Annotated in this window: 26 protein-coding genes; 17 read left to right on the forward strand and 9 right to left on the reverse strand. The window is 36.9% G+C overall.

From position 1 onward, the window contains the following. From AC1M9P_RS05360 to AC1M9P_RS05375, 4 genes are all read left to right on the forward strand, one after another. Nucleotides 1-1,524 carry a TniQ family protein gene (locus AC1M9P_RS05360; protein WP_481586923.1) on the forward strand — a complete coding sequence of 508 codons (1,524 nt, stop codon included), beginning with the start codon at nucleotides 1-3 and terminating at the stop codon, nucleotides 1,522-1,524. Next, entirely contained in the window at nucleotides 1,517-3,121 is a 1,605-nt protein-coding gene (locus AC1M9P_RS05365; protein WP_481586924.1) for a Tn7-like element transposition protein TnsE, read from the forward strand. Before AC1M9P_RS05360 ends, AC1M9P_RS05365 begins: the two co-directional genes overlap by 8 nt. 214 nt (nucleotides 3,122-3,335) lie before the next feature. After that, nucleotides 3,336-6,350 carry an ATP-binding protein gene (locus AC1M9P_RS05370; RefSeq protein WP_481586925.1) on the forward strand — a complete coding sequence of 1,005 codons (3,015 nt, stop codon included), beginning with the start codon at nucleotides 3,336-3,338 and terminating at the stop codon, nucleotides 6,348-6,350. A 2-nt stretch (nucleotides 6,351-6,352) separates the two neighbouring features. Next, nucleotides 6,353-8,137, forward strand: a complete 1,785-nt coding sequence (locus tag AC1M9P_RS05375) for a response regulator receiver domain (protein ID WP_481586926.1) — start codon at nucleotides 6,353-6,355, stop codon at nucleotides 8,135-8,137. Here the strand turns inward: AC1M9P_RS05375 and AC1M9P_RS05380 are convergent. Beyond that, nucleotides 8,129-9,178 (reverse strand): DNA cytosine methyltransferase, encoded by a 1,050-nt coding sequence (locus AC1M9P_RS05380; protein WP_481586927.1) that lies wholly within the window; start codon nucleotides 9,176-9,178, stop codon nucleotides 8,129-8,131. The two genes, AC1M9P_RS05375 and AC1M9P_RS05380, sit on opposite strands and share 9 nt — an antisense overlap. A 62-nt stretch (nucleotides 9,179-9,240) precedes the next feature. Then, the gene (locus AC1M9P_RS05385) at nucleotides 9,241-9,456 is read right to left on the reverse strand and encodes a helix-turn-helix domain-containing protein (RefSeq protein WP_126132256.1); all 216 of its coding nucleotides are present in this window, start codon (nucleotides 9,454-9,456) and stop codon (nucleotides 9,241-9,243) included. A gap of 89 nt (nucleotides 9,457-9,545) precedes the next feature. Here AC1M9P_RS05385 and AC1M9P_RS05390 point away from each other — a divergent pair, with 89 nt between their 5' ends. Further along, entirely contained in the window at nucleotides 9,546-10,028 is a 483-nt protein-coding gene (locus AC1M9P_RS05390; protein ID WP_481586928.1) for a hypothetical protein, read from the forward strand. A 226-nt stretch (nucleotides 10,029-10,254) separates the two neighbouring features. Continuing rightward, a complete protein-coding gene (locus AC1M9P_RS05395) occupies nucleotides 10,255-10,734 on the forward strand; it encodes a 2-thiouracil desulfurase family protein (RefSeq protein ID WP_481586929.1) in 480 nt (159 codons plus the stop codon). Here the strand turns inward: AC1M9P_RS05395 and AC1M9P_RS05400 are convergent. The 3 genes from AC1M9P_RS05400 to mhpT all read right to left on the reverse strand — a co-directional run bounded on the left by AC1M9P_RS05400 (nucleotide 10,727) and on the right by mhpT (nucleotide 13,747). Beyond that, nucleotides 10,727-11,692 (reverse strand): bile acid:sodium symporter family protein, encoded by a 966-nt coding sequence (locus tag AC1M9P_RS05400; RefSeq protein ID WP_481586930.1) that lies wholly within the window; start codon nucleotides 11,690-11,692, stop codon nucleotides 10,727-10,729. The genes AC1M9P_RS05395 and AC1M9P_RS05400 overlap by 8 nt on opposite strands. A 49-nt stretch (nucleotides 11,693-11,741) precedes the next feature. Then, nucleotides 11,742-12,395 carry a bifunctional nicotinamidase/pyrazinamidase gene (gene pncA, locus AC1M9P_RS05405; protein ID WP_481586931.1) on the reverse strand — a complete coding sequence of 218 codons (654 nt, stop codon included), beginning with the start codon at nucleotides 12,393-12,395 and terminating at the stop codon, nucleotides 11,742-11,744. 143 nt (nucleotides 12,396-12,538) lie between these two features. Next, nucleotides 12,539-13,747: a 3-(3-hydroxy-phenyl)propionate transporter MhpT gene (mhpT, locus tag AC1M9P_RS05410; RefSeq protein ID WP_035264856.1), complete on the reverse strand. Its 1,209-nt coding sequence runs from the start codon at nucleotides 13,745-13,747 to the stop codon at nucleotides 12,539-12,541. Between the two features lie 681 nt (nucleotides 13,748-14,428). Between mhpT and dapA the strand changes: the two genes are divergently transcribed. Genes dapA through purC form a run of 3 tightly spaced genes read left to right on the forward strand, consistent with a single transcriptional unit; the run spans nucleotide 14,429 to nucleotide 16,708 of the window. Next, nucleotides 14,429-15,328 carry a 4-hydroxy-tetrahydrodipicolinate synthase gene (dapA, locus tag AC1M9P_RS05415; RefSeq protein WP_179999608.1) on the forward strand — a complete coding sequence of 300 codons (900 nt, stop codon included), beginning with the start codon at nucleotides 14,429-14,431 and terminating at the stop codon, nucleotides 15,326-15,328. 17 nt (nucleotides 15,329-15,345) lie between these two features. Continuing rightward, nucleotides 15,346-15,951 (forward strand): lipoprotein-34 precursor (NlpB), encoded by a 606-nt coding sequence (locus AC1M9P_RS05420; protein WP_035264860.1) that lies wholly within the window; start codon nucleotides 15,346-15,348, stop codon nucleotides 15,949-15,951. Between the two features lie 37 nt (nucleotides 15,952-15,988). Next, nucleotides 15,989-16,708, forward strand: coding sequence for a phosphoribosylaminoimidazolesuccinocarboxamide synthase (gene purC, locus AC1M9P_RS05425; RefSeq protein WP_092766585.1), 720 nt, complete (start codon nucleotides 15,989-15,991; stop codon nucleotides 16,706-16,708). A gap of 419 nt (nucleotides 16,709-17,127) precedes the next feature. Here purC and AC1M9P_RS05430 read toward each other — a convergent pair whose 3' ends face one another. The 3 genes from AC1M9P_RS05430 to AC1M9P_RS05440 form a co-directional block, all read right to left on the reverse strand. Continuing rightward, the gene (locus tag AC1M9P_RS05430) at nucleotides 17,128-18,402 is read right to left on the reverse strand and encodes a replication-associated recombination protein A (RefSeq protein ID WP_481586932.1); all 1,275 of its coding nucleotides are present in this window, start codon (nucleotides 18,400-18,402) and stop codon (nucleotides 17,128-17,130) included. 102 nt (nucleotides 18,403-18,504) lie between these two features. Beyond that, a complete protein-coding gene (locus tag AC1M9P_RS05435; protein WP_481586933.1) occupies nucleotides 18,505-19,689 on the reverse strand; it encodes a PQQ-dependent sugar dehydrogenase in 1,185 nt (394 codons plus the stop codon). Between the two features lie 110 nt (nucleotides 19,690-19,799). Continuing rightward, entirely contained in the window at nucleotides 19,800-20,252 is a 453-nt protein-coding gene (locus tag AC1M9P_RS05440) for a YcgN family cysteine cluster protein (protein WP_481586934.1), read from the reverse strand. Between the two features lie 190 nt (nucleotides 20,253-20,442). Between AC1M9P_RS05440 and AC1M9P_RS05445 the strand changes: the two genes are divergently transcribed. The 7 genes from AC1M9P_RS05445 to AC1M9P_RS05475 all read left to right on the forward strand — a co-directional run bounded on the left by AC1M9P_RS05445 (nucleotide 20,443) and on the right by AC1M9P_RS05475 (nucleotide 24,585). After that, nucleotides 20,443-20,601 (forward strand): DUF1328 domain-containing protein, encoded by a 159-nt coding sequence (locus AC1M9P_RS05445; RefSeq protein ID WP_035264869.1) that lies wholly within the window; start codon nucleotides 20,443-20,445, stop codon nucleotides 20,599-20,601. A gap of 229 nt (nucleotides 20,602-20,830) precedes the next feature. Continuing rightward, the gene (locus AC1M9P_RS05450) at nucleotides 20,831-21,568 is read left to right on the forward strand and encodes a dienelactone hydrolase family protein (RefSeq protein WP_481586935.1); all 738 of its coding nucleotides are present in this window, start codon (nucleotides 20,831-20,833) and stop codon (nucleotides 21,566-21,568) included. Between the two features lie 45 nt (nucleotides 21,569-21,613). After that, nucleotides 21,614-22,000: an HIT family protein gene (locus tag AC1M9P_RS05455; RefSeq protein WP_481586965.1), complete on the forward strand. Its 387-nt coding sequence runs from the start codon at nucleotides 21,614-21,616 to the stop codon at nucleotides 21,998-22,000. Between the two features lie 106 nt (nucleotides 22,001-22,106). Further along, nucleotides 22,107-23,138 (forward strand): A/G-specific adenine glycosylase, encoded by a 1,032-nt coding sequence (gene mutY / locus AC1M9P_RS05460; RefSeq protein ID WP_481586936.1) that lies wholly within the window; start codon nucleotides 22,107-22,109, stop codon nucleotides 23,136-23,138. Between the two features lie 59 nt (nucleotides 23,139-23,197). Continuing rightward, the gene (locus AC1M9P_RS05465; protein WP_035264946.1) at nucleotides 23,198-23,722 is read left to right on the forward strand and encodes a M23 family metallopeptidase; all 525 of its coding nucleotides are present in this window, start codon (nucleotides 23,198-23,200) and stop codon (nucleotides 23,720-23,722) included. A gap of 29 nt (nucleotides 23,723-23,751) precedes the next feature. After that, on the forward strand, nucleotides 23,752-23,997 hold the full coding sequence (locus AC1M9P_RS05470; protein ID WP_035264881.1) for a hypothetical protein: 246 nt from the start codon (nucleotides 23,752-23,754) through the stop codon (nucleotides 23,995-23,997). An 18-nt stretch (nucleotides 23,998-24,015) separates the two neighbouring features. Beyond that, complete coding sequence (locus tag AC1M9P_RS05475) at nucleotides 24,016-24,585, forward strand: DNA-3-methyladenine glycosylase I (RefSeq protein WP_481586937.1); 570 nt, start codon at nucleotides 24,016-24,018, stop codon at nucleotides 24,583-24,585. Between the two features lie 5 nt (nucleotides 24,586-24,590). Here AC1M9P_RS05475 and AC1M9P_RS05480 read toward each other — a convergent pair whose 3' ends face one another. Then, nucleotides 24,591-26,033 carry an aminotransferase-like domain-containing protein gene (locus AC1M9P_RS05480; protein ID WP_481586938.1) on the reverse strand — a complete coding sequence of 481 codons (1,443 nt, stop codon included), beginning with the start codon at nucleotides 26,031-26,033 and terminating at the stop codon, nucleotides 24,591-24,593. Between the two features lie 94 nt (nucleotides 26,034-26,127). Between AC1M9P_RS05480 and AC1M9P_RS05485 the strand changes: the two genes are divergently transcribed. After that, nucleotides 26,128-26,538 (forward strand): hypothetical protein, encoded by a 411-nt coding sequence (locus AC1M9P_RS05485; RefSeq protein WP_481586939.1) that lies wholly within the window; start codon nucleotides 26,128-26,130, stop codon nucleotides 26,536-26,538. The last annotated feature ends 17 nt before the right edge of the window (nucleotides 26,539-26,555 follow it).

Consider the following 26,555-nt stretch of genomic DNA (forward strand, 5'->3'; position numbering starts at 1 on the left):
ATGTTGAATTTTCCTACACCATATCCCAATGAATTAATTTATAGCACGATAGCTAGAGCTGGAATTCATCATGCTATTACAAGCCCTAAGCAATTACTTGAAGAAGTATTTGCTAATCGTAAGGTTATTGCCACGATTGATTTACCTAGCCATCTCATATGCCTGTTAACGCATTTATCACCGAACTACACACTTGAAAAGATTGTTTATGAATATACTCTTTTTCCAATCCACGCTCTATTTTCTCCTGAAAATACACGGTTAAAATGCCTTCACTGGATGGGGAGTCAATCAAAAGGTTCTATCCATTTAGCATTAGGAGTTGCGGCATCCAAAGTTAAGCAGATAACAACGCATCGCTATTGTCACCATTGCTTAGAAGAACAATATCACCAATATGGAGAATTTTTTTGGTCAAGACTTTGGTACATTCAAGGCGCAAATTGCTGTAGCAAACATAAAGTTAAATTGTCAGAATTTTTACCACCAGCCCATTTGAATGGACGACATCAATTTATTCCTGCAAGTTTTATCCTGGATCGCAAGCAACCTTATACCCCTGCTCATGAGTTAGATCTAATCGTGAGTAGACGTGTTGATGAACTCTTAAAACTTCCTCCAACATCATCGCCTACCTTTCATCAATGGAGTCAATTTTATCAACGTGTTGCAAAGCGGTTAGGTTTCAACAAAGGTTCTAAACACACTGATCATTCAAAAATTTATTCAGCCGTTATAAAAATATGGGATCTAAAATGGTTACAGCAACATCACCTAGATGAACTGAAGTCCGAAACAAGTTGGCTTAAAGCTATCTTTAGAAAGCATCGTAAGTCATTCAGTTATCTTGAGCATATTATCGTCTTAGAGACGTTTTTCCCTAAAGGCTGGACATGGGTAGCCATTCTGGGTGAAATTCATCAATTACCTGCTAAGCACTCTAATACTGATACACCTAGTGAAAGAACTAAGTGCAAAGACATATTGATGCTCAAAGAAAAACGTAATGAATGGATCTCTTTGATTAAAAATTTTGGAATAAAGCCATCTAGAGTCAAAAATGCAGCCTTATATGCATGGCTTTATCGCAATGATAAAACTTGGTTACTCACAAAAAATAAAAGCTTTCACGCTTTGCCCGCAAGTATTCCCATGAAAGTAGATTGGCCTCTGAGGGATTGGCACATGGTGAGGCGATTATTCAAAATATTCTATCAATCATTAGACGATTTGAGTTTACCTAGGCAATCTAGAAACTGGTATCTCAAGCAACTACCGCAACACTCCACCGTAGAGAAAAACCTATATCAGCTGCCCTTAACTCATAAATTTTTGAGTACTTTTTCAGAAGATATCAGCTCTTATCAAATCCGAAGAATCACTCGAACAATTATTCAATTTCAAAAAAATAATCAACACCAAGCGAGTTGGCAATTATTACGATATTCAGGATTAAGTGAAGAACGATTAACAGATGAAGCTCTCAAATTCCTAAATCAAATGAAAAGGATGAATCATGGCTAAGATAAGTCACATCGCTAAGAACATGAAAATAAAAAAGATTGGTTCTTTATTTAAAAAACATAACTCAGGCAGTTGGGCAATAAATCTAGCTTTGGAAAATGAAAATAAAATATCTGAGACGACTTTCACTAATTTTTCTAATGCAAAATTATTAAGAAAAAATAGTCACATCAATCCCACTCAAGAATATCCCAAAGGCTACAATTTACGCTTTAAAATTAGTTCAACTCAAGATTGGCTATCTTCTGTCAATAATACAAACTTATCGAAAGGAAAGTTTGTAGAGCATTATTTCTTATTTGATGCAGTCCGTGTGGATCAATTCGGTCATCCAATGTCCGAAACCATTAAAATTAAGCTACCTCAATTTGAGCTTGCTCGATCTCTGTTTTTCTACACTCCATATTTAGCAAGATCAGCAATAATAGAGAATAGTTTCAGTATCGATTTTGATATTGTTTCAAATCGAGATCATTACCTCATCAATATTTTACCAGCTTGCTCATACCCTATTTCTCATTTCAATGATTCAGGTATTCGACGCATCTTATCTTGGATTCTTCTTGATCCTGATATTCGACAATCCTTTGAAAGTATCAGTCAGTTTTGTACCAAATATGGCTATGACGTTGACCAATATCGTATATGGAGTTTTTGTTTTAATCCCCCTCAACTCAATGGAGTGATCTTTGATTCATATGGCTATTACAAGGCTGAAACTTCTGAGTTTTTTGTCAATGAAATATCAGGTTTCGAAAGAATCTCAAGCCGAATTTCGAAAGAAGTTGAGTTCTATAGCGATAAATTCATTGAGTCTAAATCAGGTGGTAAAGGTGAAAACTCTTCGGGAACTAAAAATAACGGAAAAGAACCGACCATCAAAGATGACGAGGATGGCAATAGTGATGATGTTCAAATCATTGATGTTGTACCGACACACTTCGACTTCCTAGAAGCCATTGAAACAAGGAAAACTTCTAAAAAAACTAGGCATAGAAATCATGGTACAAAAGATCAAGACTTACCATCCACTAATGCGCCATCGGAAGTTAGCACCAATGAGCCTATTTCTGAGGGTACTATCCCCTCTGCTGAATTTAATGGTGTTGAAGATGAAACTGAAGATCTTCATTTATATCTTGATCGTTTCTCTGCATTTCAACAAATGATTGATTTGTTTTGCAAGGAAAACACAGTTAAAAATTCTACCTTTCAACTCCATAAATTACCCAACATTCAAGGTCACTCCAAACATATAAAAACTGATGGAAATCCTAGATGTGTCGCAGAAGTCAGTTTTCAATTTAATGGGCAAAATATTTTGATCTTAGAAGTAGATACTTCTGATAATAAGAAACCTCTTTCAACTCGTGTCTTATCACTTAAAGACATGAATCAATGGAACCAAACTGATCGTGCCAAAGTTCTTGAGCTTGTCGTCACTCAATGCTTACGTTGGCCAAAAGGCATCTTTAAAAATATTAGCTCTAAAAATAGTACTTTGAACCATCCACGGATGAATTCAAAGAATCAGGATATATCCGAACAAGAATTAAAAGGATGGATGGAGCGTTTAACTAATATTATTTTAAATTAGATTTCTGATGAACAAAAAAAAAGTTTAAAAATTTAAGATTGCCAAACAAGATGCCTTACAATCCGTCTGGTATTAAAGCTATATAATTTTTTTCAGGCTATCTTTTCTCATTTTAAAAGACTTCTAACAAACATTAAGTTAAGATCATATAACAAGAAAAAGTATCCATATTTAGATACACACCTCTCATAATTTTGATTTATCAAGGGTTGTTATGTCTGTAAAATCTTTTAACTTTAGAGCCAGAGCTCGTACTATTGAGCACTTAGGTAAAGGACAAATTGCAGACTGCCCCACAGCTGTAAGTGAGCTTTGGAAAAATGCTTATGATGCTTATGCGAGAGATGTTGCATTATTTACTGTAGATGCTGAATATCCTTGTGGTGCATTGATCGATAATGGCTGTGGTATGTCACCAGAGCAGATTATTGATAACTGGCTAATTGTCGGAACAGAATCTAAAAGTAAGAAAAAAGCTCTAAGTGATGAAGATCGTTTTGGTATTCCAATTCGCCAAACCCAGGGTGAAAAAGGTATTGGGCGACTCTCTGCCGCATTTTTAGCAAATGTTACTTTTCTTGTGACTAAAAAGTTAAATGGCTCTTTTACTTCTCTTCTTGTCGATTGGCGATTGTTTGAAAATCCATATCTGTCCTTTGAAGATATTAGTATTCCTTTCTTAGAGTTCGACACGATTGATGAAATCACTATTGCTTTTGATTTATTAAAGCAAGAACTTCTTCAAAATATTGTATTCAATGAAGATGAAGATGAAGATGAAGATGAAGATGAAGATGAAGATGAAGATGAAGATGAAGATTTAAAATTAAAAAGACTAATCAAAGAAAGAGCTTGGATAAAATTTTCTGAAGATGAGTTAGAAAACAATAAATCAGAAAACTTTATAACTACACAGAATAAAATTCTCAATTTTTGCCAGGAATCTGTCTTAGATGAAAGAGCTATCTTACCTTGGAAGGAAATACTAAATAATGTTTCTGAAAAAGATGGTGGGCAACATGGTACAGCTCTATTCTTGCTTGATCTAAGACGCGATTTAAGTTTATTAACTAATCAAGGTGATCTCGCAAAAGATAATCTTGAATTAGCTTCAATCGAAAAAGACCTTGTTGATACTCTAAGAGCATTCACAAATCCATACGTTGAAAAAGATGAAAGTTTCTCATACCGCCTCTTTAGAATAAAAAATACTTCAGAACCATCGGATATCTTAAGAGAGACTGATGTCTTTAATATGCAAGATTTTGAAACTCTTGAACATAAAATATCAGGTGAATTCGATGAAAAAGGTTGGTTTAGAGGTCATATTGTAGCTTTTGGTCAAGATAAAGGTGATGTCCTTATACCTCCAAATATTAGTATTAATCCTAGTTCTGGCGTAGGTAGGTTCAAATTTAAAATTGGTTCTTTTGAATATAAGCAGGATACTACCTCCTTAGATGAAAAAAGCGTGGCTGTATTAAGTGAGAAAGCAAAAAAATATGCTGGGTTACTAATATTTAGAGATAATTTACGTGTACTACCATATGGAAGAGTTGATAATGACTTCTTTGAAATTGAAGAACGTCGTACAAATCATGCGGGGAGACACTATTGGTCAAACCGAAGAACTTTCGGATATATTGGTATCAGTTATGAGTTAAATAAAGAACTCAAAGACAAAGCTGGACGTGAAGGCTTTATTAAAAATAAAGCATCAAGAGAATTAAAAGTATTAGTTTCTGATCTTTTAATTGAATTAGCTGATAGATATTTTGGCTCTAAATCTGAAGAACGACAAGAGTTATTACTTATTGCAAAGAAAAATAAAGAGCTAAGAAAAGATGCTCAAACACAAGCTCGAAAGGCATCACAAAACAGCTTTAAAGAAGCTTTAAAAGATCAGACACCCAAATTAGATAATTCTCTATCACTAGCTAAAGCTCTTAAAAATAGTTTAGAGAATGTAGATAAACTAACTATTGATAAACTTCAAGATTTTGATCAACAGCTCTCTAAACTTGACGTGATCCGTACTGAAATTAAAACGCCTACGAAACCACCCAAGCTAGGAATTTATGAAGAAAAGTATAGGGAATATCGTGATAAATATAACGAATTCTCAGCTTATATTATTCAGTTAAAAACTGTTGTTAACAAGATGGAGTCAGAACTCAATAAGTTAGCTCCACAACAAACAGCTAAGAAATTGTTCGATAAAAACCAGGGCATTCTCAATTCAAAATTGAATAAATATCTATCTACCATTGAGGCTAAGATTGATGCACTTCATTCTATTTGGAAAAAAGATATTAGTGAAGATAGAAGCTCATACTACAGTCAAGCAATCAATATTGTTGAAAGTGTTGAGGACTCATCTCATTTAGAAAATGCTCTAAACAATCTAGATATCATATATCTACAGTTAATTGAAACCTATACATTTAAATATGATGCAATTTTAAAAACATTAGAAAAAATATCTGACGGCATTAACTTAGATTCAGCATTCTCAATAGCTGAAGAAGAACGCTCTGATATTGAAGACAAAATGCGGACAATCAATGCAGTCGCACAACTTGGAATTAGTGTAGAAATTTTATCTCATGAGCTTGAAGAAATAGACTCCTTAGTCACTCGTGGGCTAAATTCATTACCAAGTGATGTAAAAGAACATCCTGGTTTTAAATTAGCTTACAACTCTCATAAAGCACTCACAAGCCAAATTCGCTTCCTTTCCCCATTAAAAATTTCTGGCTATCAAACACGCCAAACCATTACAGGGAAAAATATCGAAGCCCATATTAATCAGTTCTATGGCGATCGTTTTGAAAGACAACGAATCAATTTTGAAGTAACTGAAGCTTGTAGATCATTAAAAATTAGTGATCTTCCCTCACGTATCTATCCTGTATTCATTAACTTGATTAACAATGCAATGTATTGGGTTTCATTAGTTGAAGACAGAAAAATTAAAATTGATTTAGTTAATGATCTCGTAGTAATCGCAAATTCAGGACCCAAAGTTGATGAAGACGATGTTCCAAGACTTTTTGATCTTTTCTACACAAAACGAGCGAATGGACGTGGCGTAGGGCTGTATTTATGCCGTGAAAACCTAGCTGTAGCGCATCACAAAATTTGGTATGCCGAACAACATAATGATGACCCTTTCATATTCGAAGAGGGCGCTAACTTTATTATTAAATTTAATGGATTGGAGAAATAAGTGTGACTGTTGCTAATGAATATGAAAGTTTAGTTCAAAAAACGTTTTGCAATAATGCTATACGCTCAGTCATGATGATTGACGATCAATTTATTCCCTATCCGGATTTAATAGATTCATTGTCTAAAAATGAACACATTGATGAAGATAAAGTCCTTACATCCCAAAGAGCAGCTCTACTAGAAAAATTTTTTCAAAATGAAAAAATATTATGTGATATTGATAACTCAGTACGCAATCTAGATGTAGAGCGCATTAGAAAATCTGATTTACTTATTATTGATTATCATCTTGAACGAGATAATCCGAGTAAAACTTTAGAAATTTTATGTGGCTTGAAAAATTCTAAGCATTTTAACTTAGCTGTAGTGTATACCAGTGAAAAACCTGAAACTGTTTGGAAACAAATTGCTGCCTCTTTTAGTCCTATTAAAAATATTGAATATGAAATTGAAAAAATTGATGAATTTGACGATTTTTGGGATACAGAAATTTTACCTAGCATACAATCAGGTGGTACCTATAGTCTGTCAGACAAAGAACTTATAGATTACATTCTCTTTGACAAAAATAGTGGTAGACTCAAAGGCATATTATCTAGAAACCCACAATTCAAAGATAAGAAAGAGGAAATTTCAAATATTATTTGCGATTATTTTTTAGGTAACAATCAAATATATAAATCTTCAGAAAATAGCTATACTATAATAGAAGGCGACTCCGAAGGTAAAACCTGGATCAAGTCAGGCAATCTTTTCGTATGTATTTATCCAAAAAGTTCAGAAAATCTCGACCAAGACCCTATTAACATCTGGAATACTTTAAAAAACTCTTTAGTTAGTTGGAAACCTTCTTACTATCAGTTAATACAATCTGAAATCCAGAATCATATCGAATCTGATGCAATGGCTTTTGATAGCGTTCATGACAACGATAAACATGGCCAAGCTGCTTGGTTGCAAGAAATTTTGAAGTCAACTAACGAAACTGAGGTGTCTCAACTTCTTAGCAATATTTACGCTGACGTATCTGAAGAAATTTCTTTTAAATTCAACTGCAATGATGATTTGAAGAGTTTTATTCTTTTAACTTTTGAGTTTTATAAAAATAAATTAAATCTCGAATCTGATGCCAATCTAGCTAAATTCTGTTGTGAACAAATGAAGCTTCCTTTTAATGAAAATAAAACACCTAAAGATATGTATCATGCCTTAAACATGCATTTATCATCTAAAAATTATCAGAATGAATATATTTCCACTGGTACGATCTTTAAAACAATTTCCGAACATGAGGAAACAGATCAGCCGTCTAAATGGTATTTATGTGTATCTGCAGCCTGTGACATGATACCCAGCCAAGCCAACGATCCATATAATGATAGATTAACTCCGCATCGATTAATACGTGTGTTAGAACTTTTCCCTGCTAATCAAGAGAATGCTATTAAATTTGCTACACATTCCAAGTATGTGTATGTATATGATAATGATCAAAGAAAATATTTTTCTATTTTAAATGAGATATCTAATCTGCCAGCTCTAGATTACATGATAATCAAAAATCATGCAGATGAGCTTAAAAGAAAAGAAATCCCACTTATGATATTTACCAAAGATCACAGTGGTAATGTAGTAATAAAAGATATCAAAGTGAAACCGAAGTCACAGTTACGTGTCGGATATGCTGAACGCTATCAATCTATGGCTGCTCAACATGCTGCTAGAATCGGAGTAGACTACATCAACTCTAATATCGAAGTACCCGATAGATTAAAATTATTTTAATTTTTGGTAATGTTGCAAAATGGCTAAACCAAATTGTTTAGCCATTTCACATGGCACTGCATTTCCGATCTGCCGAGAAACTTCGACCACACTTCCATTAAAAATAAAGTCCTGAGGGAATGTTTGTAATCTTGAAGCTTCTCTCACACTAATTGCCCGATGTTGATTCGTATCTGGATGCCCAAAACGCCCATTAGAATAGCTATAGCAACGTGTTGTTAAAGTCGGAGCTGGCTTATCCCAACTCATACGACCATAGACATCCATATGACCAGAATGTGTCTTATGACATTCATTAATCAAATGATCTGGCCAATTTCGACGATCCCCACCTTCTGGAGTATTTTGAATACGCTCTAGATTACGTTCATTTAATGTTGGGCATCTATGCCATGGATCATCTGGATGTACTTCACCAGCTTGGATAGCTGGAAATTCTCCAATAAAATCTCGAACAGTTTTAATCGGTTCTAAACCTTCTCCATGTGTTCTTTGTGGAATTTCCATTTTTCCAGATTTACAAGCTAATAGAACAAAACGTTTACGTTTTTGAGGAACGCCATACTCTTCAGATTTTGCGATGAACTCTGTAATCTTATATTTTTTAGATTCTAAAAAAGTGATGAACCGTTTATAAGGGCCATCTTTTTCTTTATCAATTTTTTGAAGACCAGGAACGTTTTCGACAAGAATATACTCAGGTTTTAATTTACTGATAAACCGGTGTGTTTCATCTAATAATGTACGTCGAATATCATCTTCACTTTTTGATTTATTTTGTGTAGAAAATGGCTGACATGGAGCACATGCAACAAACAAAAGAGGTTCTTTTTTTATGTTTTTCTCTTTAAAAGCTTTTGTTAATATTTTTTCATCTACTTTGCGAATATCATCATTAAAAAATAAAGCTTCAGGAAAATTAGCTTGATATGTTGTCGCCGCATTAGAATCAAAATCTAAACCAATTGTAATTTCAAATCCAGCTTGGCGTAATCCTTCACTTACACCACCGCAACCAGAAAAGAAATCAATTACTTTCAAAACAGCACCAAATTTTAAATTAAAAAATATGCCAAATCATAACAGAAGATAACTTTATAAAATTACTCAGGCAATAAATCTTTTACATTTACATCTAAAGAATTTGCTAATTCGTAAAGTTTTTCCAAAGTAGGATTCACCTCACCTCTTTCAATCCGCCCTAAGTAACTCCGATCCATATTACAGAGTAATGCAAGTTGCTCTTGAGACATGTTTTTTTCTTTTCTGTACTTTCGAACCAATTGCCCAAATTGAATAGTAAGTTCTGACATAAACATTCAAGTGCTTAAAAAACAGAACTATCACTATTTGAGGACTATATATCCACGGACTATAATCCTCTTTTTAAGTTTTCTACTTTTTTATCATGAAACAAATTACTTCGCCTTTCTTTCAATCTTTTCTAGTACTTCTTTCCCACAACCAAATTGATGGATGGACATCAAACAAAATTTGGAACAACTTGAATCTTTTAAAAGATGAAAAGGAACGAATCAACCACCAGCAACTTTATAGGCTTCTGAGAAAAATGGTACGACAAGGACACTTGGTCAAACATATTCATTCTGACAATCCAAGGCTTTCAACATTTGTTGAAACAGAAAGCATGTATGAATTTAGAAAACAATTTGATTTAGCAATTGTTAAAAGTGATTCGAAAAAACTTAACTTCAAGACTAATGAATTAAAAGAAAAGCAAAAGATTTATGAAAACCAAATCAAAGCTTCTGAACAAGCACTTATAGACTTTCCAGAACTAAAAACAGAAATATTAAGAAGAAAAAACCAATTACTTCAAGATCTTGAAAAACTGAAAGCTTACACTGACTTTCTAACATCATTGATATAATATGAAAATAAATTAAACGAGCCTAGAGTTTCATTTCAGTATGAAACTTTATTACTCGATGAAAAGTAAAAATGGAAGAAAATTTAAAGTTAAGTATGAAACTTTATTTTTTCTTCCATTAATTTCGAATTCGAAATATCAATGAGATAAGGCTTGATCAGTATGAAACTTTATTACTCTCATACAAAAAGACCGATAATGAATATTATTGGTCTTTTTTTATTAAATGAAATATCTTATCAGTGCATGTTTAGTCGGACATCCAGTTCGCTACGATGGCCAACATTGCCTTCAACAAAAAATTAAAATGCTCATTGATACCGATCAGGCCGTCGTAATCTGCCCTGAAATTTCTGGAGGGCTTAGCACTCCCAGAGCCCCTGCTGAAATTCAAAAAGGAACAGGCTCCGATGTTTTGAGTGGTCATGCAAAAGTATTTGATCTTTCGGGAAAAGATGTTACCGAAGCATTTATTTTAGGAGCAAAACAGACCTTGGCTTTTGCTAAAAAACATGGGATTACTCATGCGATTTTGAAAGCTAAAAGTCCATCGTGTGGTTTTGGTCAGATTTATGATGGCTCTTTTTCAGGGACGAAAATAAATGCGAACGGTGTTACAGCAGCGCTTTTAAAGCAACATGGTATTCACATCATGACTGAAAAAGAATTTCTAGGTCAGTTAACGAAAATAGAATCAGCTACTTAATCACATCACCGTCATACTTATTTTTTTTAAGGACAGCTTTGTCACGCGTCGCCCAATAACTTGCCAAGATGGGTCCCGAAATATTATGCCATAAACTAAAAATCGCACTTGGAAGTGCTGTAATGGGTGTTGCCGCAAAATGAACCGCAGCTAAAGCAACGCCTAAGCCAGAATTTTGCATCCCTACTTCTATCGAAACTGCTTTAGCATCTGCTTGATTAAGCTGCAATAATTTTGCAGCCCAATAACCTATAAAATATCCTAATCCATTATGTAAAATTACAACAGCAAGGATCAGTAACCCTGACTGTAAAATTTGCATTTTGCTTCCAGCAATAATCGCAGCCACAATCAATACAATCGCGATGACTGAAACCATAGGCATCATTGCGATATATCGATCTATTTTTTGCTTAAATAGGCCGCTCACGATCACCCCTAAAATGATAGGGAACAAAATCACTTGCATTACCGATACAAGCATTGCTACCGCATCTATATCGATCCACTGACTCGCTAAGAGATAAAAAATCAATGGTGTCAGCAAAGGTGCTAACATCGTTGAAACTGAGGTACACGCGACGGACAAAGCCACATTTGCCTTTGCCATATAAGCAATGACGTTAGATGCTGTTCCTCCGGGACAACATCCAACAAGGAGTACGCCAACGGCAATTTCAGCGGGTAATCGAAATGCTATGCACAATCCCCATGCCAATAATGGCATCACTATAAATTGAGCACTCACGCCAACGGCAACCGCCTTAGGCTGGCTGAGAACACTTTTAAAATCTTCCCACGACAGGGTCATTCCCATGCCAAACATGATAATCCCGAGCATCCAAGTGATATAAGACTTAAGCCAAATAAAAGCTTCTGGCATATACATGGCAATTCCTGCAAATAGGAGTACCCACAGCGCAAAGGTTTTCTGCACGAATTGATTGATAGCTTTCATTTAGAAGTTCACTTGTTGGATTAACGACGTATGATCTTGAGCCATGCCTTTAAATGGTCTGCGCTGAGTGTCTGAGAGTCATCAGTTCTTTGGCGTAAATTCGTTTCACACCTTGTGCAAGCATTTCTTGCCATGCATGTTGCAACGAACCATTTAAATCGATGCCTTTAGTCGCATCTGACACGACATAACTGTTAAAACCTAATTTTGCAGCATCAATTGCCGTCCAAGCCACACAAAAATCAGTGGCGATCCCGACAATGAAGATGTCACGAATTCCACGCTCACGCAGATAACCTGCTAAGCCAGTCGATGTTCGATGATCAGCTTCTAAAAAGGCAGAATAACTATCAATATGTGGATGAAAACCTTTACGAATGACCAACTGCGCTTTGGGTATATTCAACTCTGGATGGAAATCTGCATCATGTGTACCCTGTACACAATGTGAAGGCCATAACACCTGACGACCATAAGCTAATTCAATCGTCTCGTAAGCAGACTTTCCAGGATGATTTTCAAAAAATGAAATATGGTCTTGAGGATGCCAATCTTGGGTAAGGACAACATTTTCAAAATGCTGAGCAAGTGAATTAATGGTTGGAATAATTTGATCTGAATTCGCTACCGCCAAATTTCCCCCAGGGGTAAATCCATTCTGAACATCAACAACGATAAGTGCACTTTGTTGTGGTTGGAACATCCTTTTCAGCTCCCAATATTTTTAAAATTGTTAGGGACTATTGCATAGGATCATGAGAACTACAATTGCTTGAGTTGAAAATTTGATATCAAAATTCTATAAAAAAAGCCTGCATCAAGCAGGCTTTAATCTATGTTTTTGTCTTAATTTTGGATACGACGTACCAACATTAACATGAAGATTGCAGAAATAATAATACAAGGGATTGCTGCAGAGATTACTCCTGCTGCACCAAATCCAGCCGTTAACAATGATCCTGCAATTGCTGGCCCAAGCATAGCACCGATACGACCTACTGCTGATGCCACACCAACACCTGTACCACGTACTTCTGTTGGGTACACAATACCGCCAAATGCGTAAAGCACACCTTGACAGCCAATCACGAAAGCACCAACCAATGCTGAAGCCAAATACATTTGTGTGAGTGAGCTTGCTGCATTCAATGCAAGAAGACCAGCCAAAATACCACCGTACATTAACAAGATCACATAAGCTTTTTTCCAGCGATCAGTTAATACACCTAAAATCACAGTACCTACAGTTGCACTTACCATGAAGTAGAATTGCGCTGTTGCACCTTCTTTTCTTGAGAAACCTAATTCCTGGAATAGAGAAGGTAACCAGCTGAGCATGATGTAAACCACCATGAGCGTGAAGAAATAGCTACACCAGATGAACATCGTACGAAGAAGATTCTGTGAATTAAACAAATCTTTAAACGAACCTTGTGGAGCTTCTGCAATTTCAGCTTCAGTTCTATTTTGCGTTTTCAAGAATTCTTTAGATTCAGGTAAGAACTTCATCATCACTGGAATAACAATTAATGGTAATAAACCACCAAGATAGAAAATATTTTTCCAGTTAGCACCGAAATCTGTACTTGCAATTAAAGATAAGATCGCAGCACCGACAGGCATACCGCAATACATTAGCCCTACAGCACGACCACGATTTTGTGGGGTTACAGCTTCAGAAGCCAAAGTGATGAGAATTGGCATTGCTGCACCTAGTCCTGCACCTGCAAGGAAACGTACAGCCAATAAACTGTTAAAACTATTTACCCATACCGTACATAAAGTGAATACAGCGAAAACAGCAACAGACCAAATTAAAACTGTTTTACGACCAATACGGTCCGCAATACGCCCACCTACCAGTGCCCCAGGTAACAGACCTAAAATACCGGCACTAAAAAACACACCTAATTGTGAACTATCTAAACCAAAATGTTCACGGATACCCGCAGCTGCAATACCTGCAGCCTGAATATCTAAGCCTTCAATTACTGCAATGAGGAAGCAGATACCTACCGTCAAAATTGCATGTTTGTTACTTACTGATTCTTGCATTGAACTTCCCTCACTCATCAGCATTTGAGTCCGATGCCCGATTATCTATGTAAGTCAATGAAAGTGAGAGTTATCAAATGGTGTAATAAAATGTAATCAAAATAAGATTAAATTTCATACCTCTTGCCAACCAAAATAAATTCTAGTCTTCAAAACGATTAATTATTTTTTTTATTTAGGAAAAAACCAAGAAAAATCTATTATAAAATCTATAAGTATTAGAATAATTTAACCTTTAAGTAAAAAAATTAAGACGTTTTATAAATTATAATAATCACATAATTTAAAAATTATTAGTCTATTCACCTGTACATACATACATCTTAAATCTGATGTAAGTGATATAAGCTATTAATTCAGGGTAAATTGGTCAGATTTTAGTTCGAATTTTCATTTTTATCCGCAATACTTTCATAGACGAACATCTATCTTCCCTGTTATTTAAATGCCTAACCATAAGGTCTTAAAATTGCTTTTTTTAAAAAAAGTTACTTGTTTTAACTAAACTTTTTTTTGACTGAAGTGAATTCATATTGTTCTTATTGGTAGCTTAGTTCATAATTTGCATACGCATTATCCAGTATGCAGGCATATTGGATCGTGATATAAATCAAAATACATACCCATCCAAACTTCGCTTCTCAACCTTCACTGGATGGAAAAATAGGATCGTGTTTTAAAATGACTACTCAGCAAGCTCAGGTAATTCAAGGCTCAATCGTCGCAATCGTCACTCCAATGTTTGAAGATGGAACTGTTGATTGGAAGGGTCTCGAGAAGCTTGTTGAATGGCACATTGAACAAGGTACAAATAGTATCGTTGCCGTGGGAACAACAGGTGAAGCTTCGACCTTAAGCATGGCTGAACACACTCAAGTGATTAAAGAAATCATTCGTGTAGCCAATAAACGCATTCCAATTATTGCCGGCACAGGCGCAAACTCAACGCATGAAGCGATTGAGCTTACCAAAGAAGCTAAAGAGCTTGGTGCAGATGCTGCACTTTTAGTAACGCCATATTATAACAAACCGACTCAAGAAGGCTTGTATCAGCATTACAAAGCAATTGCTGAAGCTGTTGATTTACCGCAAATTCTTTATAACGTACCTGGCCGTACTGGCGTTGATATGAGCAATGAAACTGTAGTTCGTCTTGCTGATATTCCTCAAATCGTAGGTATTAAAGATGCAACAGGTGATGTTCCTCGCGGTGCTGAGCTTTTAAAAGCACTTGAAGGCAAAGATATGGTGGTCTATTCAGGTGATGACGCAACAGCATATCAACTGATTGAGCATGGTGCGAAAGGTAATATTTCTGTGACCGCTAACGTTGCTCCAAAGCAAATGAGCCAAGTGTGTGCCGCTGGTTTAGTGGGTGATGCAGCTCAAGCAAAAGCAATTAATGATCAAGTTGCAAATTTACACGAAATTCTATTTTGTGAATCAAACCCAATTCCTGTGAAATGGGCACTTCATGAAATGGGATTAATTGGTACAGGTATCCGTTTACCACTTACTCCATTAGCAGAACAATATCGAGCTTCACTGCGTGATGCATTAAAAGCTGCGAGCATTATTTAAAGAAGAGTTTAACAACTATGCAACTACGTTTTGGTTTACCCCTTGCCCTTTCAGCCCTCAGCATGGTCGGTTGTAGTACGATTGGTATCGATAATGGTTCACTCGATTATAAAAAATCTACTGCACAAACCCCGCTTAAATTTCCTGAAGGTTCAATGGTTAGACCAGCAACACCGCTTTATCCAGCGCCTGTTGTTGAACAGCTTGCAATAGACAATGCGCCACAAATGGTTAATAAGCGAGGTAATCGTTTCGAGCTACCTCGTCCTAATGTGGCACCAACCGTTTCTAATCCTGTTGAGAGTGAACAATCAACTGCTGTCGGTCGTCCACAACTTTTAACTGATGGAAATGGCAATCCGTTGATCAAAATTGACGGAAATTCTGCTACAATTTGGCAATACACAATCGCCACCCTCAGTAGCCTCAACTACAACTTTGTCAATCAACCTAAGAATCCCCATTCCGCGACAATTCAAGTGGATGGTGAAAGTTTAGTGCTTAAACTGACATCTGTAGGTTCGAGTCATACCTTGGCCGTGTTTACCCCAACTAACGCGTTTGCAGACAAACAAAAAGCTGCGAGCCTGTTAACCCAGATTTATCAAAACTGGCCAGCCTAGTCGTTCTAGGCATATTTTTTCTGAAAAAGGTTCCACCATGTTAAAACAAACCTTGCTCTATACTGGTAAAGCTAAATCCGTTTATGAAACCGATAGTGCAGACCACCTGATTTTAGTCTTTCGTGATGATGCCTCAGCATTTAATGGCGAAAAAATCGAACAGCTAGATCGCAAAGGTAAGGTGAACAACCGTTTTAACGCCTTTATCATGGAAAAACTTGCAGCTGCAGGTATCGAAACTCATTTCGAAAAACTTTTAACGCCAAACGAAGTTTTGGTTAAAAAGTTAAACATGATTCCAGTTGAATGTGTAATCCGTAACTATGCAGCTGGTTCGCTTTGCCGTCGTTTGGGTGTTGAAGAAGGTTTAGAACTTACACCACCTACATTTGAATTATTTTTCAAAGATGACGCTTTGGGCGACCCAATGGTGAATGAATCTCAAGCAATTGCTTTAGGTTGGGCTACTGCTGAACAACTTGAGCGTATGAAAGAGTTAACTCACCAAGTAAACGTGGTTTTAAAAGATCTTTTTGCTCAAGGCAACATGCTTTTAGTTGATTTTAAACTTGAATTTGGTGTGTTCCATGACCGTATCGTTCTTGGTGATGAGTTCTCTCCAGATGGTTGCCGTCTATGGGACAAAGATACCAAGAAAAAATTAGATAAAGACCGTTTCCGCCAAGGTTTAGGTGGTGTGGTTGAAGCTTATGAAGAAGTTGCAACACGTATTGGTGTTGACCTTTCTGATATCTAAATCAAAATTTAGATAAAATAAAGCCGAGTCATATGACTCGGCTTTTTTGTATCTGGTGATATTATTTTTATATTTTCAAATTATTGTTATACATTCATTATTTTTGTTAAGTAGCATTACCAATGCTCTCTCCTCATTGGTAATGCTATTAATTTATCGAATCGATATTTAAATAAGATGACAAATCTGGGTCATTGATCATTAAAAAACTCAATTGTTGTTTTTGTTTTTAAATTTACCCCCATTAATCGAATAAATTAATGTTATTTATTAAAATGATCGTTTTTACAATATTACTAAGTTCAACTAATATATTTTTATACCAGGCAACTACAGGAGTTGGTGGCTCAAGAGAGAGACTGTAGTTGCCGACCAAATGAATCGCTTTTCGCCCAGCTTCCCATAGAACTGGGCTTTTTTTATTGTTGTTGCTGCTCTTGCTGCCAGCGTCGCTGCTGTAAACGCTCTGCTTCGACTTCACGCTTATTACGAGCTGATTCGTACAATTTGGTGCCTTTCAGCTCTGGAGGCATATAATCCTGCAACACGAAATGTTCTGGATAGTGATGTGGATATAAATAATCTACACCATATCCCTGCTCTTTCATTAACTTGGTCGGAGCATTTCTTAAATGTAATGGAACTGGAAGATTTGACGTACGTTCAGCCAACTCTAATGCTTTATTGATTGCTAAGTAAGTGCTGTTACTTTTCGCGCTTGTGGCCAAATACACTGCACATTGGCCTAAAATAATACGGCATTCTGGCATTCCAACCGCTTGAACGGATCTAAAACACTCCCCAGCCAATAACAACGCATTAGGATTAGAATTTCCAATATCTTCCGAAGCGGCAATCAACATCCGACGTGCAATAAAGACGGGATCTTCTCCCCCCTTTAACATTCTCGCCATCCAATATAGTGCAGCGTCAGGATCACTTCCACGAATTGATTTAATGAAAGCTGAGACTAAATCATAGTGCTGCTCACCAGATTTGTCATATCGCGCGATATTTTGTTGAGCTACTTTTACCACGATGGCATTGGTGACCATATTTTCAACATCTGCTTCAAATGTGCTCGCAATGAGATCCAACAAATTGAGTGCTTTACGAGCATCACCTGCGGCAAATTGAATTAATGCATCATATTCTTCGATGTGAATATGACGGTCTTTCAGAAATTGGTCATGCTTGAGTGCACGTTCAATTAAATGTTGAATATCATGCTCAGATAATGCATTCAGCGTATACACCTGACAGCGCGACAACAAAGCATTATTGACTTCAAAAGAAGGATTTTCTGTAGTTGCACCGACCAGAGTAATCTTGCCTTTTTCTACTGCGCTCAGTAAGGCATCTTGTTGAGATTTATTAAAGCGATGAATTTCATCAATAAAAACCACTGGCACAATGAGATCGCCACTTTCCCCAATAATTTCTCGAAGCTCTTTAACACCAGTGTTGAGTGCAGACAAGCTAATAAAAGTACGATCTACAGCTTGAGCTAACAATAGCGCAATGGTGGTCTTGCCGACCCCTGGAGGCCCCCAAAAAATAATCGAAGGTAAATGTCCTTGGTCAATCATTTGACGTAAAGGTGCGTCTTCACCAAGTAAATGATCTTGTCCGATAATCTCAGACAAATCACGTGGACGTAAGCGTTCAGGTAGCGGAATTTGTGTATCGGACATATTTTTTATAGATCTCAAAGTGCTGTTGACTAGTCTACTATGTAATAGTCAAATTCCAATATTAATAGTCAAAACAACCATCACTATTCAACATTTTTCATTTTACTCAGATTCGAGTTTTGCTTTTAATTTGAATAAATAAGCTTGCGGTCCATCTTCTATTCCCCAAATTGTGCCATCCTTCGCTTCATGCAAGTCTCGTACTCGAACCCCCATATCCAAGCGCTGAATTTCTCGTACAGGTTCAGATTGTGGATCTACCACAATAATGGCTTTCGATGATAATCCACCGATTAAGGCTTTGTTCTTCCATTGTGGAAAATAGTTAGATTTATAAAAAATCAGACTCGAGGGTGAAATCACTGGAGACCAATCAAGTTTAGGGGCTATAAATTCAGGTCGCGTTTCATGATTCGGAATCTGTTTCCCATCATAGTGATCACCATTAGATACAATTGGATAGCCATAATTCTTACCTTTTTCAATAAGATTGAACTCATCGCCACCTTTAGGGCCCATTTCTGCCACCCACAAACGATTTTGATGATCAAATGCCATACCTAAAGGATTACGATGACCTAAACTCCAAATCTGCGCTGAGACACCACCTTGTTTGGCAAATGGATTAGATTCTTGAGCACGACCATCATCATACAAATATACAATTTTACCTAGATTAGACTGCATATCTTGTGCAGGCTGAAACTTCTGCCGTTCCCCTGAACTAATCCATAAATTCGCTTGCTGGTCAAACACTATACGATGTGCATAATGCCCCTGACCCGACACTTTAGGGACTTGCTCCCATATGCGTTCGATATCCGTCAGTTTCGGTGCTTCGATATTCGATAAATCCAATTTCGCTCGGATTACCACTGCACCAAACAATCCATTTTTTTCTTCGGCATAACTGAGATATAACCAAGCGTTATTATTGAAATTAGGATGAATCGAAACATCACCTAACCCACCTTGTCCGCCATAAGCAACTTGAGGCACACTAGCCACGTTAAAACTACGTTTTGATTGTGGGTCAAACAACTTAAGTATGCCTGACTTTTCTGTAATTAACAGTTGACCATTTGGCAAAGTTGCAATCGCCCATGGTTCATTAAATAGAGCAATTTTTTCAACTTGATATCGTTGTTCTTGAGCTTTTGAATTTTCGTTTTTGATTGTTGATTCCTGCGGATTCTGTGCTTCAGTGGCCTTATTTTGATTGGCATAACACGCCATTATGATTCCGCTCAAACCAACAATCCAAATCAGTTTTGCAGCTTTTAACATGTCTTTCCCTTTTTAAATCCTTGAATATCAGTCTCAAGGATTAAACGGCAATGATCATTTTAAAAGTGTTTTTATATTACAAAATATGTGCAGTCTAGCAATTGAATGTACTAGCGTACCCACCGCACGATGTATTCATCTATTTCATTTTCATTAACAAGCTGTTCAGATATACAACGACCTGCTACAGATTTTCGAGCACTAATCACACTTTGTTTATTGCCTGTCACCAAGTGATGCCAATTCGGTAGCTTTTTACCTTCATTAATACGTCGATATGCACAACTCGAAGGTAGCCATCGTATTTGTTGTAATTTTTCAGGCGTTAACTGAATACAATCAGGTACATGCACCTGACGATTTTCATAATCTGAACAATACCCCGTCTGACAATCTAGAAGTTTGCACGCAACTTTTGTATATGCGATTTCTTCGGTTTCATCATCTTCTAATTTAACCAAACAACACATACCACAACCATCACACAGTGCCTCCCATTCTGCTTGGTTCATTTCAAACAGTGAATAATGTTTCCAAAATTCAGGGCGTAAAGATGTGCTCATGATTCAGCTAAATATCAAAAATTTGAGTCAGTATATCACTAATAATTCTCATAAAATTTCATCAATCTCAGTTACAGTTGATTAACTAAAGAATATCAATACTCTACGTTAAAATACCCTTTGTATACATTTTGCTCAGTTTATTTTCTTATACTGAATGAACATTAATAAAAATTTATGGAGAATCAAAATGTTCCGTTGGGCGATTATTTTTGCAGTGATTGCATTGATAGCAAGTTTGCTAGGGTTTGGTGGTGTAGCAGGCTTATCTAAAGATTTCGCAATTATCTTACTTGTGATTGCAGTGATTCTCGCAATTGTAGGCTTTATCTCAAGAGGCAAAGTCTAGTGTTCTAAATCACTAGATTAAATTGAAAACACAAGATTGATGAAAAGAAGAAGGTACTCCTTCTTCTTTTTTTATTTCTTTTTATCTGTTCATTGATACGCGTTTTACATATTCCAATCTTTCATAAATTCTCACATTTGATTTTACTTTCTTATTGCAAATTCATCACTTCGGAAAACATTTATGCTTTAATCTTTGCTGATTTTCATAAACGAAAGGACTTTCAATAATGACTTCAGCAATTCAAACAAGAGAAATTCAGTATAAAGCGGCAGATGGTACACAATTGATTGGTTATTTTGCCGCACCTGAAAACTCTTCAGGAGCTGCAGGTATTATTGTAGCCCCAGAGTGGTGGGGTCGTAATGAATATACAGAACAACGTGCTCGAGAACTTGCAGAACAAGGATATGCTGCTTTTGCCATTGATATGTACGGCGACAAAAAGGTAACCACTGAAGCCTCTCAAGCAAATGAGTGGATGATGCAAACTTTCGCACAGCCTGAAACGATTGTACACCGCGCTACTGCTGCATTAGACACTTTATCTGCACAGCCTGAAGTTGACGCAACTCGATTAGCTGCGATTGGTTTTTGTTACGGTGGAAAAGTTGTCTTAGATCTTGCTCGATCTGGTACGAACTTAAAAGCAGTTGCTACTTTCCATGCTAATTTATCTGCGCAAACACCTGCTCAACAAGGTCAAGTTAAAGCTGAAATTCTGGTTTTGCATGGTGAGCTAGATAGTATGGTCACGCTAGATGATGTGGCACAATTTAAAGAAGAAATGTTTGCAGCTCAGGTGCCGCATGAGGTCATTATCTTTGAGGATGCAAAACACGGTTTTAGCAATCCACAAGCTGATGAACGGGCAAAAGCCAATGGTGTAGATCTCGGTTATAACGCTGAAGCTGAGGAAAAAAGCTTAGCTGCGATGTATGAGTTACTGTCGCGTCACTTAGATTAATATACTTTCAAAGTTTATTAGCGCTAAGATTATTGAAGAAAGAAGATAAAATATAAGAGGAATGTAAGGATGAGTGAACAATGTACTTATTGCAATCACGATGAATATGATGTGATTGATAAAAATGAATTCGGTGTGATTTTGCCAGAACATCAGCCGTTGACTAAAGGACATTCCGTTATTATTCCTTTACGTCATGTGAGTTCTTTTTTTGAAATTACCGATAAAGAGCGTAAAAGTTTACAATCGTTGCTAGAACTGGCACGTAACGAGTTAAAAATCCGTCATCATCCGGAAGGCTTTCATATCGCTTTTAATGATGGCAAAGTTTTTGGCGATGAAGAGTCGGAACATTTACACATCCATATTATTCCTCGTTACAAAAACCAACCGCTTAAATTAGATAGTCGTTGGGGCATTATTCAAGAGTAATGTTGATTTTACAAAAAGGCGCAACATGCGCCTTTTTTCATGCTTTTTTAAAAGGTCTTTGCCTAGATTGGTTATACTGAGCACAGATTGTATTAATGGTATTTTCATGTTTTCTTTTTCAACTGCGTTACTTGATTGGTTTGATGTACATGGTCGACATGACCTGCCATGGCAAGTCGCAGATGATCCTTACAAAGTTTGGGTCTCTGAAATTATGTTGCAGCAAACCCAAGTGAAAACAGTTCTGAAATACTATGATCGTTTTATTGAGCGCTTTCCGACGGTCACCGATTTAGGTCGTGCTACTTGGGATGAAGTTGCTCCTTACTGGGCAGGTCTAGGCTATTATGCGCGTGCTCGCAACCTGCATAAAGCAGCCACAATCGTAAGTCAAAATGGACATTTTCCAGAGACTTTAGAAGCTTGGATGGCACTGCCAGGAATAGGTAGATCAACTGCTGGTGCATTGATGTCACTTGGATTACGCAAATACGGCGTGATAATGGATGGAAACGTTAAGCGTGTTTTAGCACGTTTCTTTGCCATTGAAGATGATTTATCAAAGCCTGTCCATGAACGTGCAATGTGGGAATTAGCCGAGCAACTCTGTCCTGAACAACGCAACCATGATTACACGCAAGCCATTATGGATTTGGGTGCAACAATTTGTACTCCTAAAAAACCACTTTGCCTGTACTGTCCAATGCAGTCAGAATGCCAAGCTTTAAAGCAGGGTCTGACACAAGAGTTACCATTTAAAAAGCCAAAAAAAGCAGTGCCTATAAAAACTGCGGATGTTTTATTACTGCGAAGTACTGAAAATACATGGCTATGGCATCAACGTCCGCATTCAGGCTTATGGGGTGGTTTATGGACCTTACCCATTATTGATGAAACTTCAGAATTTAGTCAATTGACTCAGCAATATGGTTTGGTGAGTAATCAATTACCGACTCAAATTTCACACAGTTTCACCCACTTTACCTGGTTACTGAATGCACATATTTTCCATGTTGATCTCGACCAGATGGAATACCTCCAAACAGAATTAGGAGGTGAATGGCTCGCTCCACAAGTTGTAACAGAAATGGGTATTCCAACTGCGATGAAAAAATTGATCTCAGCCGTGAATTTGTGACATAGTCGATTCAAATAAGTGTGGCTGTATCATATCAAGGAGTTCGAGTGACTAAGTATTTGCGACATTACATCATCCTAAGTGTAGCTATTTTACTTGTCGCCTGCAGTAGCCAACCTCCAAAACAAACGCCGCTTGATCCAACCCTCGTTGCTCGCTTACATATGCTTCCTTTGGATCGAAAATTACCTATCCCAGTACAAGGTGTAAAAGCGCGACAACTGACAGACACTTGGGGTGCATCACGAAGTCACGGTCGAACACATGAAGGCATTGATATCTTGGCGGCTCGTGGTACAAAAGTTTATAGTGCAACTGATGGAATTGTTCGCAGTATGCGCGATAATAAGCTGGGTGGGAAAGTCATTTGGATTTTAGGACCCGCTGGTTCTTGGCATTATTATGCGCATTTAGATCAGCATAAAAAAGGTCTCAATGAGGGTGACTTCGTGCGACGAGGTGACCATATTGGTTATGTCGGCAATACGGGTAATGCTCGACATACTGCCCCTCATTTACATTATGGAATTTACTTAGATGGTCGCGGTCGAGGCCCTGTCAATCCATACCCTTATTTACGTTAAATTAAAGTTTTTATTTTTAGGAAGTTTTCATGTCAGAAGCCTTGATTAATCGTCTAGTTGAATTTGCAGAATCTGGCAATCAACAACGTATTGTCTTAAATGGACAAAGCCATCAGGGCTGGATTATGGAAATTACCGAAGAAGCTCTGTTGATTAGCACTGGTTTTGCAGATAAAGCAGGTAAAGATTTCTGGATTAATTTTTCGGATTTAGAACAAGCAGAGTTGTTCTTTTGGGACAATCAAAACGATCAGTGGGTTGCTTTTACCATTTGATCACTTCGGAGCATTCGCATGACGATTCAACGCTGTAGCTGGTGCTCCGATGAGCAGATTTATATTGATTATCACGATCAAGAATGGGGTGTTCCTGTATATGATGAACACACCTTATTTGAAATGCTCTGTTTAGAAGGTCAGCAAGCAGGACTCGCTTGGATTATTGTTTTAAAAAAACGCGAGCGATATCGACATCATTTCTTTCAATACACCATTGAAGAAATTGCGACTTTTACAGATGAACATTTAATCGAAATAACACAAGATCCGGGCATAATTCGTCATTTAGGTAAACTAAAGGCGATTCGAGATAATGCTCGAGCATGGTTGAATATGCGCCAAATCATGCCTGATATGGTCAAATGGTTATGGAGTTTTGTAGGGCATCAACCCAAAGTTCATTCTGTGCCAGACTATCGCTTAGCACCAACACAAAGCGAATTAAGCCTGCAACTGTCTAAAACTCTAAAAAAGAATGGTTTTAAATTCGTGGGTCCAACCATTATCTATTCTTATCTGCAAGCGGTAGGAATGATTGATGATCATGAAAATCACTGCTTTAAAAAGCTTAGTTTAGCGCCATAATCCTTTTAAGAAGGTGCTTGGGATGATGACCTCATTTTTTGTTTCACCCAATCCGCTAAAAACACGATGGAGTCATGAATTTCATGAGTCAGTTCATGCCCTGCATTTAAGCGAATATAATTTTTATAACGGCGCTCTTCTCCAAAAACATCTCCGGGAACAATGTTAATACCATGTTGACGTGCGGCATAATAGAGTTCTAAACCATCAATATGTGTCGGCAATTGCAGCCATAAAACATAGCCACCATCTGGCTGACTTAAACCAATGTCAATCGCGTGAAAAGCGCTTAATATCGTTTGTCGATATTCATCAACTTGATGATTTAATTTTGGTTTTAATCGGAGTAGATGCTCACGATAGGCTCTACTATACATCAGGTCAGCCAAAGCCAATTGCAAAGGTGTATTCACACTGACATTTTGAATGACAATTTGACGATGTAAATGTTTAAGCCTTGGCGGTAAACAAAACCAACCTACTCGATATGCGCTGGACAATGATTTTGATATTGAACTGCATAAAATGACATAGCCTGCTTCATCCCAATGTTTGATCGGTAAAGGTCGTTGTAAATTAAAACTACATTCAGCATAAATATCATCTTCAATCACATAGCATTGATACTGTTCAGCCAATTGCACAATCTTCTGCTTATCATGATTTGAAAGCTCAAATCCTAGTGGATTTTGATAATTCACAGTCAATAGACAGGCTTTGGTATCGGGGTGCTGCATAGCTCTTTCTAGACGTTCTAAATCAAAACCATCCACATTTGCAGGTATCTCAATCAACTTGCGTTTCAGTGTCCCTAACAACTGTAATTGACCATTAAAATTTGGGGTTGGAATCACAATGCCATCCCCTTCCTTGGTCAAGAGCTGAACCACGAGTGATAACGCAGCCATACAGCCATTGGTGATATAAATCTCGTCTGGATTGATATAAAACCCATCTTCAGCCCAATGGTCTGATAAAGCTTGTCTCAATCTCAAATGCCCTTGTCGATTACTATAAAGGAAATCTTCTGGTTGACTGTGTTTTAAAGCACGTTGAATTGACTTTCGGATTGCATCTACAGGCACGTGATTTGGAGAGATTTGTACTGCACCTAAATGAATTGATCGATTATTGGTTGAAGACTCCTGTATTTCAATTTGCAAATCTAAGTTAGTGATATCCTTTGCTTCAGCATCAAATTCACGATGATAAGGCAACACTGGCGGATCGTTTCTGGATTTCAAATGTTGAACAAAATAACCCGATTTATTTTTAACAGTAATGAGCCCTTCCGATTCCAATAATGTATAACAATTTTTTGCTGTATTTAAACTGACGGCATGTAATGCTGAAAATTGTCGAAGGGAAATGAGCTTCTGTCCTGAACAAAGTTCTCCACTCAAAATTTTCTGTTTGATATGTTTGGCTAAGATTTGATACTGAAACATGAACTGTGCTCATTTTTATAAAATTTGTGTATCTGTATCTATAAACCTAGCAAATTTATGATGGTCTTACAGTTAAAAAGACACAGGAGGCCACATGAACAACGATAAATTATATTTGATATTACCCTTGGTAACACTTTTGACAGCTTGCCAACCAGAGCATGCGATCGATCAAGCTGCACTTGAGCAAAAATTTATTTGTACATCCTTAATTGATGGATTCTTAAAAGTGACGCACAACAGTCATTATCGTTTTACAAAAAGTATTGAATCTCCAGATCAGCAGAAAATTTACCTTTACACCGTGTCTTCTGATCATGCAGTCAAGCTCAATAGTCCCACACAAAAAAATTTAAATTTTCAATGTGATGATTCCAAAAAACAGACCTACCAAGTTTTTCTATTGGATCAGGCATCTAAGACAAAGCAACCAATTTTGAGTTTTCATTTGCCTCAAGCAGCAGAGTTAAAGCAATTTACAGCTTACACTTTGAAAAATGATTAAATGCCTAATTTAAACTC

Source organism: Acinetobacter sp. 25-47-122 (genome assembly GCF_056779695.1).

Bases quoted from the DNA above. Each gene is read 5' to 3' on its own strand.
- AC1M9P_RS05420 (WP_035264860.1), top strand. From the start codon at position 15,346: ATGCAACTACGTTTTGGTTTACCCCTTGCCCTTTCAGCCCTCAGCATG.
- AC1M9P_RS05360 (WP_481586923.1), top strand. From the start codon at position 1: ATGTTGAATTTTCCTACACCATATCCCAATGAATTAATTTATAGCACG.
- mutY (WP_481586936.1), top strand. From the start codon at position 22,107: ATGTTTTCTTTTTCAACTGCGTTACTTGATTGGTTTGATGTACATGGT.
- purC (WP_092766585.1), top strand. From the start codon at position 15,989: ATGTTAAAACAAACCTTGCTCTATACTGGTAAAGCTAAATCCGTTTAT.
- AC1M9P_RS05485 (WP_481586939.1), top strand. From the start codon at position 26,128: ATGAACAACGATAAATTATATTTGATATTACCCTTGGTAACACTTTTG.
- AC1M9P_RS05390 (WP_481586928.1), top strand. From the start codon at position 9,546: ATGAAACAAATTACTTCGCCTTTCTTTCAATCTTTTCTAGTACTTCTT.
- AC1M9P_RS05430 (WP_481586932.1), bottom strand. From the start codon at position 18,402: ATGTCCGATACACAAATTCCGCTACCTGAACGCTTACGTCCACGTGAT.
- mhpT (WP_035264856.1), bottom strand. From the start codon at position 13,747: ATGCAAGAATCAGTAAGTAACAAACATGCAATTTTGACGGTAGGTATC.
- dapA (WP_179999608.1), top strand. From the start codon at position 14,429: ATGACTACTCAGCAAGCTCAGGTAATTCAAGGCTCAATCGTCGCAATC.
- AC1M9P_RS05440 (WP_481586934.1), bottom strand. From the start codon at position 20,252: ATGAGCACATCTTTACGCCCTGAATTTTGGAAACATTATTCACTGTTT.
- AC1M9P_RS05480 (WP_481586938.1), bottom strand. From the start codon at position 26,033: ATGTTTCAGTATCAAATCTTAGCCAAACATATCAAACAGAAAATTTTG.
- AC1M9P_RS05470 (WP_035264881.1), top strand. From the start codon at position 23,752: ATGTCAGAAGCCTTGATTAATCGTCTAGTTGAATTTGCAGAATCTGGC.
- AC1M9P_RS05475 (WP_481586937.1), top strand. From the start codon at position 24,016: ATGACGATTCAACGCTGTAGCTGGTGCTCCGATGAGCAGATTTATATT.
- AC1M9P_RS05395 (WP_481586929.1), top strand. From the start codon at position 10,255: ATGAAATATCTTATCAGTGCATGTTTAGTCGGACATCCAGTTCGCTAC.
- pncA (WP_481586931.1), bottom strand. From the start codon at position 12,395: ATGTTCCAACCACAACAAAGTGCACTTATCGTTGTTGATGTTCAGAAT.
- AC1M9P_RS05385 (WP_126132256.1), bottom strand. From the start codon at position 9,456: ATGTTTATGTCAGAACTTACTATTCAATTTGGGCAATTGGTTCGAAAG.
- AC1M9P_RS05435 (WP_481586933.1), bottom strand. From the start codon at position 19,689: ATGTTAAAAGCTGCAAAACTGATTTGGATTGTTGGTTTGAGCGGAATC.
- AC1M9P_RS05445 (WP_035264869.1), top strand. From the start codon at position 20,443: ATGTTCCGTTGGGCGATTATTTTTGCAGTGATTGCATTGATAGCAAGT.
- AC1M9P_RS05370 (WP_481586925.1), top strand. From the start codon at position 3,336: ATGTCTGTAAAATCTTTTAACTTTAGAGCCAGAGCTCGTACTATTGAG.
- AC1M9P_RS05400 (WP_481586930.1), bottom strand. From the start codon at position 11,692: ATGAAAGCTATCAATCAATTCGTGCAGAAAACCTTTGCGCTGTGGGTA.
- AC1M9P_RS05450 (WP_481586935.1), top strand. From the start codon at position 20,831: ATGACTTCAGCAATTCAAACAAGAGAAATTCAGTATAAAGCGGCAGAT.
- AC1M9P_RS05365 (WP_481586924.1), top strand. From the start codon at position 1,517: ATGGCTAAGATAAGTCACATCGCTAAGAACATGAAAATAAAAAAGATT.